The organism is Parvibaculum sp. (assembly GCF_030694575.1).
Lineage (GTDB): Bacteria > Pseudomonadota > Alphaproteobacteria > Parvibaculales > Parvibaculaceae > Parvibaculum.
The window spans coordinates 14318-27046 of the sequence record NZ_JAUYUS010000107.1 but is presented as its reverse complement, the minus strand read 5'-3'; the positions used below and the strand labels follow the sequence as shown (position 1 = coordinate 27046).

Here is a 12729-nt window from a genome sequence, read left to right as displayed (position 1 = left end):
GACATACCTGACCCGGATATTCTCGTGACCGCCGCCGCCGGCGAGACGTCCGGCATGCTGCAATTCGGACATCTCCGTTTTCCGTGTGCGCTTGGACGGTCGGGCGTCGTGGAGCAAAAGCGCGAGGGCGACGGCGGCACACCTCTGGGCCGTTTTCCTCTCCGGTCTCTCCGCTACCGGCAGGACCGCCTCGCGGCGCCCTTGACCGCGCTGCCGCTCATCCCCACCGGCCCCGACGACGGCTGGTGCGATGCGCCCGGCGACCCTGCCTATAACCAACCCGTCCGTCTGCCTTATCCGGCAAGCGCCGAAAGGATGTGGCGGGCAGACCATCTTTACGACGCGGTCGTTCCGCTCGGATACAATGACGACCCGGTCGTGCCGGGCGCGGGCAGCGCGATTTTCTTTCATCTCGCCAATGAGAAGGACGGCGTCCTGCAGCCGACGGAAGGATGCGTGGCGCTTCGTCTGAAGGACATACTGGCGGTACTCGAGCTTTGTGCGCCCGGCACGCGGATGCGGATAGAAAAACGCTAGTCCCGGGTGCCGAAGAGCGCGCTGCCGACCCGTACATGCGTCGCGCCGAGACGCACCGCCGTTTCGAAATCGCCGCTCATACCCATGGAAAGCTTCACAAGACCGTTTCTCCGGGCAATCTTCTCCAGCAGCGCAAAATGCAGCGCCGGCTCTTCCTCCGTGGGCGGAATACACATCAGCCCCTCGATATCCAGGGCCCATTCGTCCCGGCAACGCCGAAGAAAGTCATCGGCGGCGCCGGGCGCGATGCCCGCCTTCTGCGGCTCCTCGCCCGTATTGATTTGTACGAAAAGCCGGGGCAGCACCGTGCCCTTGTCGCGCGCCTTCACAAGCGCCTCGGCGAGCTTCTCCCGGTCGAGCGTATGAAACACGTCGAAAAGCTCGAGCGCATCGGCAAGCTTGTTGGTCTGCAACGGTCCGATGAGATGCAATTCGATATCGCCATAGCGTTCGCGCAGCGGCGGCCATTTGCGCGCAGCTTCCTGCACGCGGTTCTCGCCGAAGACGCGCTGTCCCGCGTCGAGCAGGGGCAATATCGCATCCTCCTCGAATGTCTTCGAAACCGCGACAAGCACCACATCCTCGGCGCGCCGGCCGGCGTCCTTCGCCGCCGTCGCGATGCGCGCGCGAATGGCGGCGAGCCGCGCGGCGGGTGTTCGGGGATTGGTATCGGTGCTGGTCATTGGCATAGTGTGTGTCGTCCGGTTGCGGCAGCGCAAGCTAATGTCCGGCGAATGGCGCCGCAAGGCCAGGAGAAGACGATGGACGAGGCACGGACAGCATGGCGTTCTCCGCGAGCGGCGAGCACTGTCGCGCTGATCGGCGTCACCGATCCTGTCCGCCTGCCCGACCCTCTTGCGGCACTGGTCGCGTTGCCGCGGGGCGGCACCCTGATCTGGCGCGCCTATGGTGCGCATTTGAAAGCCGTCCCGCTGCGCCGCCTGTCGGCGGCGGCACGCATGAAGGGATGCCTGCTCCTGGTCGCGGGTCATCCGCGATGCGCGCGTTGGCTCGGCGTGCAGGGACTTCACCTGCCTGAATATTCAGTCGGCAAGCATTTCGAGCATGGCCATGTTTATTCCCTGCGCGATTTGCCGCCCGGATTTGTCATCACTGCCGCCTGCCACTCGGAAGCGGCAATCCATGCGGCCGCGCGCGCGGGCGTGAATGCGGTTCTGATTTCGCCCGTCTTTCCGACAGCCAGCCATCCGGGAGCGAAGACACTCGGCGTCGTGCGCTTCGCCCGACTTGCGCGGCTCGCCCGCGCTCTGGGCATGGCCCCTTACGCGCTGGGCGGCATCGCATCCGCATCGGATATGCGCCGCCTGTCCGGAAGCGGCGCTGCCGGCATCGCCGGTGTCAGCTTGCTGCTGCCTTGATGCGCGCGCTTTCCGGTACCGCGTCCTTGTAGTCTTCCGGAATATATCCGAAGCGCACCATTTGCTCGTGGTGATCGGCGATGATGCGCCGGACCTGATCCGGCGTCAGCACTTCGCGCCACTGCTCCGCACGGCCTTCGCGAAAGAAGGACCTGGATACTTCCGGTCTTTCCTTGAAGCCTTCCTTCTCTTCCTGCGTCTTGAGAACCTTGAAGGAGGAAAACTTGATGGCCCTTTCGAGCCGCTCGTTCGAAGGCTTGAGACCGAGAAAGTTGGCGACCATTTTAAAGCTCTTGCGTGGTTTGCCGAGCATGTCCTCGTAGCGCATCGTCAGCAGCGCGGGACTGGGAGTTCGGGTCCATGTCCTTACATGTGTCGACCACGAGCCATAATGTTCCGGCACGTGTGTAGCCGAGGCGAGGCTGCCCGCATTCTCGTTCGCGAGAGTGACAATGGCCTCGTCGAGCGAAATATCGAAATGCGGAACCATCGACAAGACGACATCGAGAGGGTTGCGGACAATGTAGATAGCGCCGGCGGTCACATCCATATTGTGAAGCGGCACATCGGCATGCTCGCCGAGATAGCTGTGCGTCTTCACGAAAACGGAATCGGGAAAGACCAGGGTGAAGTCCCGCTGCACCTGCGGCCGGTACTGCGTGATTTCCTGTTCGGTCAACTGGTCGAGAGGAGTGGATGTATAACGCTTGTACCAGGCAGCGGCCGACGCCCCGAGGCAGAAATCGTCGATCTCGTTGATATTGACCGGCTTCGAGCTGTTCCGGAACAGATTGTGCAGAAAGCTGCGCATCCAGGTGTTGCCGGACTTGGGATATGAGGCAAGCCAGATCAAGCTGCCCATCGCAACGCCTCCAGAATCTCGTTCATGCCGGCGATCTTTAGCAGAAGAGACTGACAAAGATAACCGGCAAAAACAAAGAGAGCGGGCACAAGGCCCGCTCTCTCAATAGTTCTATGCCGTCGATCAGAACGAGACGGAGAGAACCAGACCAGCCGACTGCGAGTCGAAGTCGACGCCATTGACCGTCTGATCCGTCATCTGAAGGTCGAGGCCGACATCGACGCCCGAACCCAGATTGTAGCCGCCGCCCGTCTGCCAGGTCTTGGCTTTCTCGGCGAAGCCACCGTTGGCGGTGTTTTCGTCCTCGAGATAGGCAACACCAACCGTCCACGGACCCGTCGCGTAGGACAAGCCCAGAGTCCAGACTTCTTCTTCATAGCCGCCGGTCGACGCCATCGCGCCCGAAACCGGCACCAGGTCTTCGGACTTGTACCAGGCGCCGCCGAGCGTGAAGCCGCCGAAGCCGATATTCGCACCGAAGCCAAGCTCTTCCGGATCGCTGGCAATACCCGTCGGGCCATCGCCCGTGACGTAGAAGCCATCGACGCCGAGGTCGACCGAGCCGAACGAACCGGCATAGTTCAACGCCACTTCGATAACTTCTTCGATGACAAGGCCGCTCGTGACCAGGCCGAGACCATTCGGATTCGGGCCGTTGAAGGTCACATCCGGCGTGTAGGAGCCGCCGAGCTGGAAGCCGGCGAAGCGCGGGGTGAAGTAGGTCACCTTGTTCGCATCGGCAGCCATCAGCGAGAACGTCGAATGACGGAAACCGTAGGACGACACGTCCGTCGTGTTCAGGATGTTCGGGCTGTCGACGCCGTTGCCGGGAACGAACCACGGCGAGGTGTAGTGCATCTTGAACGCAGCGCCGTCGGTGCCGCCGATTTCGAACCGGCCGAAGCCGCCTTCGAGGTAGGCGAAGAGTTCGCGGAACGTCGCATCGTTGTTCGCGTGATGCGTGTTCCAGTCGTCGCCCAGCGACAGCGTCGCGAGAACACCGGCGACCATGCCGTTGTCGAGCGTGCCTTCGGCTTTGATGTCGATGTTGCGCGCAACCAGCTTCACGGCGGTGTCGTTGTAAGACGCCGGGCCACCGAGAGCGACCGGAAGATCATCGGCGTCGATGACGTAGAAGCCGGCCGTGACCGTGCCGCCGACCGTGACGGTCAGCGGATCGCTCGCGAGCGCCGGACCGGCGATCAGGCCAGCCGAGACGAGAGCAGTCGTCCCAAGAAGAATCTTTTTCATGTGTTCCTCGCAGTATCAGCTGTTAGCTGTTCCATTTGCACGTGCCGCCGGAAAGCAAATCCCCCCGTGGCTGCGTCCATCGCCGGGTCGACCGAAACTGCCCCCCGAGCGCGTGCATCGATTAATCCGTTGATAACCGCCCCGGGTCAAGCAAACCTCTCCCCATGACGAAGGAATGTCAGCGCATGTTGCGCAAAGGGCACAAATCGGGCGAAGAGGGTTAATGATGGTTTAACCGGGCCCGGCATGAAGGCGGCTCGGCACGGCTATATAGCAACAACGAAGCGGACTCTTCGTGTCGCGTGCTCCTTCGGACAGACTGCTTGCCCGCTTTGGCGGGCGAATGCCGGAGCCCTTTCAATGTGCCTTGGCGGCAACACAAGGGCCGTGCATCCTGCGCCGCCTGCCTCCTGGCGGAAGCGGCCGGCGGATGCCCTGCAAGCGCAGAAAGAGCTGCGGCGCTTATGCGTCATTGCGGGAGAAGGGTTTCTCTCGGTATAAAGGCGCGCTCGCCGTTTCCCGGGCGGGTATTCGAATTCATTGCTCTCCGCGGGCGGCTACCGGAACCGGCGGATCAGAGGGGCGCAACGCGAGAGGCTTGCCGTAAATTGATGACCGATCACCGATTGACACGTGCGAAATACGTCGCCGCTGCGCTGCTGTTCGCGGCCACCCTCGGCCTCTCGGCCTGCGGGCCCTCGAAGTCCAATTTTCCCGGCCAGCCCACGGGTCAGGGAGCGCCGAACAACCCGACCGGCGAGAAGCAGCGCGAATCGGTTTTCGGTGAAGACGGTCTGAAGCTGTTCGGCGGCGGCAGCGACAGCGACCAGAGCGGCGGCGCCGGCATCGGCGTCAACAGCTTCCTGTGGCGCGCCTCGCTCGACACGATCTCCTTCATGCCGCTCGCCTCCGCCGACCCCTTCGGCGGCGTCCTCATCACCGACTGGTACCAGGACCCGAAGGCGCCGGGCGAACGCTTCAAGGTGACGGTCTATATTCTCGACAAGCGGCTGCGGGCGGACGGCGTGAAAGTCGCCGTATTCCGCCAGAGCAGGTCCGCCAATGGCAGCGAGTGGGTCGACATGGCGGTCAATCCCGACACGCCGATCCAGATCGAGAACGCCATTCTGGTCCGCGCCCGCCAGCTCCGCATCAACACGATCGAGGCCCAGGAAACAAAATAAGGCGAACCGCCGGAACGGAAGCCGGAAGCGCGGCATCGCGGGAAGCCGCGCCCGCTTCCGCTATCGCCCGGTTCGCCTGAGAGGCTATCCAGACAACCATGTCCACAAGATACAACGCCCGCGCCGCCGAGCCGAAATGGCAGAAAATCTGGGAGGAGCGCGGCGACTTCCTGACGCGCGAGGACGCGGACGGCAAACCCAAATATTATGTTCTCGAAATGTTCCCCTATCCGTCGGGGCGCATCCATATGGGCCATGTCCGTAACTACACGATGGGCGACGTCATCGCGCGCTACAAGAAGGCGCGCGGCTTCAACGTGCTGCACCCGATGGGCTGGGACGCGTTCGGCATGCCGGCCGAAAACGCCGCGATGGAAAAGAACGTCCATCCCAAGGGCTGGACCTACGACAATATCGACGCGATGCGCGCGCAGTTGAAGGCGATCGGCCTCTCCTTCGACTGGACGCGCGAAATCGCGACCTGCGACCCTGAATATTACGGCCAGGAGCAGGCGCTCTTTCTCGACTTCCTCGAAGCGGGCCTCGTCAGCCGCAAGAAGAGCATGGTGAACTGGGATCCGGTCGACAACACCGTGCTCGCAAACGAGCAGGTGATCGACGGCCGCGGCTGGCGATCGGGCGCCGTCGTCGAGCGGCGCGAGCTGACCCAGTGGTTCCTGAAGATTTCCGACTTCGCCGACGAACTTCTCGAAGGCCTCGACACGCTCGACCGCTGGCCGGAAAAAGTGCGCCTCATGCAGCGCAACTGGATCGGCCGCTCGGAAGGCGCGAAAGTCTTCTTCGCTGTCGACGGCGTGCCGGGCGAGACGGACTACCGCCTCGAGATTTTCACGACGCGGCCGGACACGCTCTACGGCGCAAGCTTCTGCGCGCTCTCGCCCCACCATCCGCTGACGCAGTCGCTCGCCAGGGACAATGCCGCGCTGCAGGACTTCATCCGCAAATGCGACCAGATCGGCACCAGCCAGGAAGCGATCGAGACGGCGGAGAAGATGGGCTTCGACACCGGCCTCAAGGCGCGCCATCCCTTCATCGAGGGAAAGACGCTGCCGGTCTATGTCGCGAATTTCGTGCTGATGGAGTATGGCACCGGCGCAATCTTCGCCTGCCCCGCGCATGACCAGCGCGACCTCGACTTCGCGCGCAAATACAAGCTGCCGGTGATCCCGGTCGTCGCGCCGAAGGACAAAGAGGGCGCGGAGCTTGACGCTTTCGCATCGGACCTCGCGGAGAGGAGCACCGACGCCTATACCGGCGACGGCGTTGCGATCAATTCGGAATTCCTGAACGGGCTCGATGTCGCGAGCGCCAAGCGCGCCGCTATCGAAAAGCTCGAAGCGAAAGGCATCGGACAGGGCACGGTGAATTACCGGCTGCGCGACTGGGGCATTTCGCGCCAGCGCTACTGGGGCTGCCCGATCCCCGTCATCCACTGCAGGACCTGCGGCACCCTGCCCGTTCCACGCGAGCAACTGCCCGTCATCCTGCCTGACGATGTGAATTTCGACGCGCCGGGCAATCCGCTCGACCGGCATCCGACATGGAAGCACGTCGACTGCCCGAAATGCGGCGGCGCGGCGACGCGCGAGACCGACACCTTCGATACCTTCGTCGACAGCTCATGGTATTTCGCGCGCTTCACCGCACCTCACGCGGCGACGCCGACCGAAAAGGCGACGGTCGACCGCTGGCTGCCGGTGGACCAGTATATCGGCGGCATCGAACACGCGATCCTGCATCTTCTCTATTCGCGCTTTTTCACCCGCGCGATGCGCAAGACGGGACACCTCTCGTTCGACGAGCCCTTCGCCGGGCTTTTCACGCAAGGCATGGTGAACCACGAGACCTATCGCGACGACAAGGGGCAATGGGTGCCGCCTTCCGATATCGAGATCGAAACGCTCGACGGCGCACGTGTCGCCAGGCGCACGAGCGACGGCGCGCCGGTTGAAATCGGCTCGGTCGAGAAGATGTCGAAGTCGAAGAAGAATATCGTCGACCCCGACGACATCATCGCGAAATACGGCGCCGATACCGCGCGCTGGTTCATGCTCTCCGACAGTCCGCCGGAGCGCGACGTGCAATGGTCGGATGCCGGCGCGGAAGGCGCATGGCGTTTCACGCAGCGCGTCTGGCGCATGGCGACCGAAAAGCCGGAGGATCTCGCCGCGCCCGGCGAGGCGATGCCCGCGAGCTTCGGGGAAGACGAGCTGGCGCTTCGCCGCGCCGCCCACCAGGCGCTCGCCGCCGCCACCGACGATTTGGACAATCTGCGCTTCAACCGCGCGGTTGCACGCGTCTATGAACTCGCCAACGCCGTTAGCGGTTTCGCGCCCGCCTCCCCCGCCGGCAAATGGGCGAAGCGCGAGGCGGTCGAAATCCTGATCCAGATCGTCGCGCCGATGATGCCGCATCTGGCCGAGGAATGCTGGGAAGCACTGGGCCACAAGGAACCGGTGGTGGCGGCCGATTGGCCGGTTGCCGACAGGGCCCTCCTCGTGGAAGACTCCGTCACGATTGCCGTGCAGGTGAACGGCAAGCGCCGCGACGAGCTGACCATCGCCCGGGACGCGGACAAGGAAACGGTGGAGCGCGCGGCGCTCGCGCTGGAAAAGGTGGGGAAGGCGATCGATGGAAAACCAGTCCGCAAGGTCATCGTCGTGCCGGGCAAGATCGTCAACATCGTTGTTTGACGGATCGCGCGCTCGGCTGGCGGCGCTTCTGCTCGCCTTGCCCCTGATGGCGCTGCCGCTGGCCGGCTGCGGCTTCACGCCGCTTTACGCCGACCGGACATCGGGATCCGTTGCGAGCGATCTTTCCATGCTCGATGTGAGCGCACCCGAAACGCGGCTCGGACGCGAGTTGAAGTATAACCTGCTCGACCTTCTTTCGAGTTCCGGCAACCCGCCCGCGAACCCCGCCTATCGCGTCGTTCTTGCACCGACTTCCTATGAGCGCGACGTCGCCGTCGAGGCCGACGCGGACGTGACGCGCAAGACCCTGGTGGTTATCGTTCCCTTCCAGCTGATCGATACCGGGACGAACAAGGCGGTGCTGAGCTCGACCTCGCGTTCGCGTTCGTCCTACAACCGCGTGACCTCGGAATTCGCGAACATCACCGCGGCGGAGGACACCGAAAGCCGGATCGCCGAGATGCTGGCGCAGGACATCAAGCTGCAGCTCAGCATCTATTTCGACCGCCAGGCCAAGGCCGGCGGGTGAGCGGGCAGACGTGAAGATCGCCCCCCGGGAAGCCGACCGTTTCACAGCAAAGCCCGACCCCAAAGCCGTGGCCGTGCTTGTCTATGGCCCCGATGCCGGATTGGTCCGTGAGCGGATCAAGACCATGACGAAGACGGTGGTGGACGATCCCGCCGATCCGTTCCGCATTTCCGACCTCACCGACGGCGACCTGAAGCAGGATCCGGCGCGGCTTTCCGACGAAGCCGCTTCCATCGCCATGCTCGGCGGGCGGCGGGTCGTTCGCGTGCGGGGCGCGTCCGACGGCACGGCGAAGATATTCGAAAGCTTTCTCGACAATCCTGCGGGCGACGCGCTTGTGCTGGTGGAGGCAGGCGAACTCACGCCGCGCTCCGCCTTGCGCCTGCTGTTCGAGAGCGCGGCGAACGCCGCCGCCATTGCCTGCTACGCCGACGATGCCGGCGCGCTGGAAACCGTCATCCGCACGCGGCTTGCGAGCGAAGGCCTGGTGCCCGAGCCCGCCGCGCTCGAATATCTGCGCGACCATCTCGGTTCCGATCGCGGCGTGACGCAGAACGAGTTGGAGAAACTCATTCTCTATGCGGGCCCCGGCAAGCCGGCCGAGAAGCGCGCGGTGACGCTCGACGACGCGCGCGCAAGCGTTGGCGACAATGCGGGCTCGAACCTCGACGAGGTGATCGACGCGGCGATGGGCGGCGATCTCGAGGGGCTCGACGTGGCGCTGGCCCGCGCCCGCGCGGCGGAGACGAATGCCATCGCGATCCTCAACGCCTTGTCGCGTCATCTCATGCAGATGCATCTGGCGGCGGCGCGTCTTGAAACGGGAAGCGATGCCGAGGGCGCGATGCGCGGCTTCAGGCCGCCCGTTCACTTCAGCCGGAAAAGCGCCGTACAAAGACAAATGAAATTATGGAACCGGAAGCGCCTCGACCGGGCGCTGGCGCTCGCCCTCGAAGCGGAGGGCCAGTGCAAATCGACGGGCCAGCCGGACGTCGCGATCTGCGGCCAGACGCTGCTCCGGATTGCGCAGGGAGCACGCGCGGCGAGGCGCTGATTGGGGTATCGGGATACCTCAAAACACCCTTCTGTCATCGAACTGTCATGAAAATGTCATGGGGCGTTTCGCGGGCATGCGCCCTGCCCTCGCGCGGTCTGCTCGTGCTGCCGCGCCACACCCCCGTGCAACTCTGCAACGGCATTCCGGCCACAGCGGGGATTTCTTTTGTCACAGCGCGGCGATGCGGATGGGTGACAGAGGGGATAAGGGGGAACGGAATTTCTCCCCGCTTTCTTCTTCCCACCCTCCCCCTGTGGGAGGGTCGAAATTTGCGCAGCGAATTTCGGGGAGGGGTAAGCGGGAGAAAGCGGCGCATAACCGGAAGTCCTCCCTTTGTCGAAAACGGAGAACCCCTCCCCAAACGGCTTGCAGCCGTTTGACCCTCCCACAGGGGGAGGGTGGGAAGGAAGGACGGACAGACTCCTCCGTACCCGGAAAGTTTACTCAGGTCATCTTCTGGGCGGTGCGGCCGGCGAGGCGGCGGCAGATTTCGTCGAGCTGTTCGAGGGTCTTGTAGGCGATCCTGACCTCGCCGCCCTTGTCGCCCGAGAACGAGATCTCGACCTTGAGGCCGAGCTGGTCGGAGATGTTTTTCTCCAGCGCCAGCGTGTCGGCATCCTTCTCCGCTTTCGGCAGCGCCTTGGGCTTGGTGGAGGAGGCGGCCGGACCGCCGGCATCCGGCTTGCGGGTCAGCGCCTCGGCCTCGCGCGCGGACAACCCCTTGGCGACGATCTCGCGCGCGAAGCTCTCGGCGTCGTCATGGCCGATCAGCGGACGGGCCTGACCGGCGGAGAGCTTGCCCTCCTCGATCAGCGAGCGGACGCCCTGCGGCAGGGCGAGCAGGCGGAGCGTGTTGGCGACATGGGACCGGCTCTTGCCGATCATCTTCGAGAGCTGTTCCTGCGTGTAATGGAACTGCTGCATCAGGCGCTCGTAACCGGCGGCCTCTTCGACGGCGTTGAGATCGGCGCGCTGCACATTTTCGATGATCGCGATTTCGAGCGACTCGGCATCCGTCAGTTCCTTGACGATCACCGGCACCTGGTGGAGCTGCGCAAGCTGCGCGGCGCGCCAGCGGCGTTCGCCCGCGACGATCTCGAAGCTGTTGTCGCCGAGCGGCCGGACGACGATGGGCTGCAGGATGCCCTTCTCGCGGATCGAGTTCGCGAGGTCGTCGAGATCCTCGGTGCGGAACGTATGGCGCGGCTGGAACGGATTGGCGCGCAGGAATTCGATCGGGACTTCACGGACGCCGCGCGGCGCCTGCGTCTCGCGGTCGCCGAGGGAGAAAGCCGTGTCGTCGCCGATCAGCGCCGCGAGACCGCGTCCAAGCCGGCTCGGAGTTTCCTCTACCATTGCCATGACTTCCTTTTTCCTTGTCTTTTCCTTGCCGCTTTCCGGCGGCCGGAACAGCGCTGCTTCTATATGTGGTAGGGCCGATATGCGAGGCACTACTTTCCAGAATCTCTATGAAAGCGGAGACTTTTGGTTGACGCACTTGCCATAATCACTACCGGGTATGGCCACTAATCCGAATCATTTCAATCTGTTAACCGGCGTTCTTAAGGTCGCTTTCGCCGCCGGATTTCAAAACCCTCAGGCGGCGGTCCGGCGCAGCGCCCGCTCGCGCTGGATCATCTCCGCCGCCAGCTTCATATAGGCTTTGCTGCCCGCGCAGCGATGGTCATAGACCAGCGCCGGCTTGCCATAGGACGGCGCTTCCGAGATGCGGACGTTGCGCGGGATCACCGTGCGGTAGACCTTGTCGCCGAGATGGGTGCGCACGTCGGACGCCACCTGGTCCGACAGCTTGTTGCGCTGATCGAACATGGTGAGCACGATGCCCTGAATTTCGAGCCGCGGATTGAGGCTGGTCTTGACGCGCTCGACCGTGCGGAGCAACTGGCTCAACCCTTCCAGCGCGAAGAACTCACATTGCAGCGGCACCAGGATCGCATCCGCCGCCGTCATCGCATTGATGGTGAGCAGGTTCAGCGAGGGTGGGCAATCGATCAGCAGATAGGAGTAGGACCGCATGGTCATCTGCGCTTCGGCTTCGCTCGTCTCGCGCTGCTTGCCGTTGCGCGGCATCCGCGCCAGCGCGTCGCGCAGGCGATGCGAGCGGCGCGGCACCGAAGCGAGTTCGAGTTCGGCGCCGAGCAGATCCATCGTGGACGGAACAATATCGAGGCCGGGGACTTTTGTCGGCACGACCGCATCTTCGATGAGCGCGGCGCCGATCAGCACATCGTAAGCGGAGACCTTGCGCTCGGCGCGGCCGATGCCGAGGCCGGTGCTGGCATTGCCTTGCGGATCGAGATCGACGATCAGCACGCGCTCGCCGACGGCAGCCAGCGCCGTACCGAGATTGATGGCCGTGGTGGTCTTGCCGACGCCGCCTTTCTGGTTGGCGACGACGAGGATGCGCGGACGATCCGTGGACGGAGCAAGTAGTCCCGAGGTAGTGCTGGCGGGACGCGGCGTTTCATTGCCGGTGGCCGCCGTCAATGCCTTGGCGATAGGGTCGCTTTCAGGCGCGGGATTTTCCATCTGGTCCATGCAGGCCTCTAACCTTCAGCACGGAACCCTGGGGGTCCGACTGGCTGGGGGAAAGTTCTGCATCGAATATCCAACTTTCCCGGGCCAAGGTCAATTCGTCCTGGACGCCCTGCCCCTTCAAAAACAGGCCAATCGTGTCCGGCCCGAACAGGGGCGCGGCCCAGCCGAACAGCCGGTCGAGCGGCGCCAGGGCGCGGGCGGAGACGACATCGGCCGGCTCGACCCCTTCCGCAAAGGTCTCGATCCGGGCGGCATGGACCGTCACGGGCGCGTCCGTGACGCGGGCGACCTCCCGCAGAAAGACGCATTTCCGCTGGTCGCTCTCCACCAGATGCATATGAAAGCCGGGCCGCTCCCTCAGCAGGATGGCGATGACGAGGCCCGGGAAGCCGCCGCCGCTGCCGAGGTCGATCCAGCGCCGGGCGCTTTCGGGCGCGAGCCCGGCAAGCTGGGCGGAATCGAGCATATGGCGGCGCCAAAGCTCCGGCAGAGTGGCCGCCGAGACGAGATTGATGGATTTCTGCCACTTCCGCAGCAGCGCCTCATAGGTGAGGAGCCGGTCCAGTGTTTCACGTGAAACATTCGTCAGGGCGGAAAAGGATTCCGCATCAACGACTTGGGGGCCACCGGACACTATATGTTGGGTCATACCAGCTA

At 63.8% G+C, this 12729-nt stretch carries 12 protein-coding genes; 6 read left to right on the top strand and 6 right to left on the bottom strand.

Annotated elements, in window-relative coordinates; genetic code table 11:
- Positions 1-24 precede the first annotated feature (24 nt).
- Positions 25-537: a L,D-transpeptidase gene (locus Q8S60_RS15075; RefSeq protein WP_305275248.1), complete on the top strand. Its 513-nt coding sequence runs from the start codon at positions 25-27 to the stop codon at positions 535-537.
- On the opposite strand, the gene Q8S60_RS15070 is transcribed toward Q8S60_RS15075, so the two are convergent.
- The gene (locus tag Q8S60_RS15070) at positions 534-1220 is read right to left on the bottom strand and encodes a YggS family pyridoxal phosphate-dependent enzyme (protein WP_305275249.1); all 687 of its coding nucleotides are present in this window, start codon (positions 1218-1220) and stop codon (positions 534-536) included. The two genes, Q8S60_RS15075 and Q8S60_RS15070, sit on opposite strands and share 4 nt — an antisense overlap.
- Before the next feature lie 78 nt (positions 1221-1298).
- Here Q8S60_RS15070 and Q8S60_RS15065 point away from each other — a divergent pair, with 78 nt between their 5' ends.
- Positions 1299-1916, top strand: a complete 618-nt coding sequence (locus Q8S60_RS15065) for a thiamine phosphate synthase (RefSeq protein ID WP_305275251.1) — start codon at positions 1299-1301, stop codon at positions 1914-1916.
- Here Q8S60_RS15065 and Q8S60_RS15060 read toward each other — a convergent pair.
- Positions 1897-2778, bottom strand: coding sequence for a sulfotransferase domain-containing protein (locus Q8S60_RS15060; protein WP_305275252.1), 882 nt, complete (start codon positions 2776-2778; stop codon positions 1897-1899). The genes Q8S60_RS15065 and Q8S60_RS15060 overlap by 20 nt on opposite strands.
- Positions 2779-2901: 123 nt before the next feature.
- The gene (locus Q8S60_RS15055; protein ID WP_305275253.1) at positions 2902-4029 is read right to left on the bottom strand and encodes a porin; all 1128 of its coding nucleotides are present in this window, start codon (positions 4027-4029) and stop codon (positions 2902-2904) included.
- 611 nt (positions 4030-4640) lie between these two features.
- Here Q8S60_RS15055 and Q8S60_RS15050 point away from each other — a divergent pair.
- The 4 genes from Q8S60_RS15050 (at position 4641) to holA (ending at position 9510) form a co-directional block, all read left to right on the top strand.
- Positions 4641-5213 (top strand): DUF3576 domain-containing protein, encoded by a 573-nt coding sequence (locus Q8S60_RS15050; protein ID WP_305668691.1) that lies wholly within the window; start codon positions 4641-4643, stop codon positions 5211-5213.
- A gap of 98 nt (positions 5214-5311) precedes the next feature.
- Positions 5312-7927 (top strand): leucine--tRNA ligase, encoded by a 2616-nt coding sequence (gene leuS / locus Q8S60_RS15045; protein WP_305275256.1) that lies wholly within the window; start codon positions 5312-5314, stop codon positions 7925-7927.
- Positions 7920-8456 carry an LPS assembly lipoprotein LptE gene (gene lptE / locus Q8S60_RS15040; RefSeq protein ID WP_305275258.1) on the top strand — a complete coding sequence of 179 codons (537 nt, stop codon included), beginning with the start codon at positions 7920-7922 and terminating at the stop codon, positions 8454-8456. The genes leuS and lptE overlap by 8 nt, the downstream gene beginning before the upstream one ends.
- A 10-nt stretch (positions 8457-8466) precedes the next feature.
- The gene (gene holA / locus Q8S60_RS15035) at positions 8467-9510 is read left to right on the top strand and encodes a DNA polymerase III subunit delta (RefSeq protein ID WP_305275259.1); all 1044 of its coding nucleotides are present in this window, start codon (positions 8467-8469) and stop codon (positions 9508-9510) included.
- Between the two features lie 447 nt (positions 9511-9957).
- Here holA and Q8S60_RS15030 read toward each other — a convergent pair whose 3' ends face one another.
- From Q8S60_RS15030 to rsmG, 3 genes are all read right to left on the bottom strand, one after another.
- Positions 9958-10875, bottom strand: coding sequence for a ParB/RepB/Spo0J family partition protein (locus tag Q8S60_RS15030; protein ID WP_305275260.1), 918 nt, complete (start codon positions 10873-10875; stop codon positions 9958-9960).
- Between the two features lie 234 nt (positions 10876-11109).
- Positions 11110-12072 carry a ParA family protein gene (locus Q8S60_RS15025; RefSeq protein ID WP_370867246.1) on the bottom strand — a complete coding sequence of 321 codons (963 nt, stop codon included), beginning with the start codon at positions 12070-12072 and terminating at the stop codon, positions 11110-11112.
- Positions 12044-12721: a 16S rRNA (guanine(527)-N(7))-methyltransferase RsmG gene (gene rsmG, locus Q8S60_RS15020; RefSeq protein ID WP_305275261.1), complete on the bottom strand. Its 678-nt coding sequence runs from the start codon at positions 12719-12721 to the stop codon at positions 12044-12046. The genes Q8S60_RS15025 and rsmG overlap by 29 nt, the downstream gene beginning before the upstream one ends.
- Positions 12722-12729 lie beyond the last annotated feature (8 nt).

Excerpts from the sequence above, each read along its gene's own strand:
- Q8S60_RS15070 (WP_305275249.1), bottom strand. The coding sequence starts at position 1,220 with ATGACCAGCACCGATACCAATCCCCGAACACCCGCCGCGCGGCTCGCC.
- Q8S60_RS15065 (WP_305275251.1), top strand. The coding sequence starts at position 1,299 with ATGGACGAGGCACGGACAGCATGGCGTTCTCCGCGAGCGGCGAGCACT.
- Q8S60_RS15060 (WP_305275252.1), bottom strand. The coding sequence starts at position 2,778 with ATGGGCAGCTTGATCTGGCTTGCCTCATATCCCAAGTCCGGCAACACC.
- Q8S60_RS15055 (WP_305275253.1), bottom strand. The coding sequence starts at position 4,029 with ATGAAAAAGATTCTTCTTGGGACGACTGCTCTCGTCTCGGCTGGCCTG.
- Q8S60_RS15050 (WP_305668691.1), top strand. The coding sequence starts at position 4,641 with ATGACCGATCACCGATTGACACGTGCGAAATACGTCGCCGCTGCGCTG.
- leuS (WP_305275256.1), top strand. The coding sequence starts at position 5,312 with ATGTCCACAAGATACAACGCCCGCGCCGCCGAGCCGAAATGGCAGAAA.
- Q8S60_RS15030 (WP_305275260.1), bottom strand. The coding sequence starts at position 10,875 with ATGGCAATGGTAGAGGAAACTCCGAGCCGGCTTGGACGCGGTCTCGCG.
- Q8S60_RS15025 (WP_370867246.1), bottom strand. The coding sequence starts at position 12,072 with ATGGACCAGATGGAAAATCCCGCGCCTGAAAGCGACCCTATCGCCAAG.
- rsmG (WP_305275261.1), bottom strand. The coding sequence starts at position 12,721 with ATGACCCAACATATAGTGTCCGGTGGCCCCCAAGTCGTTGATGCGGAA.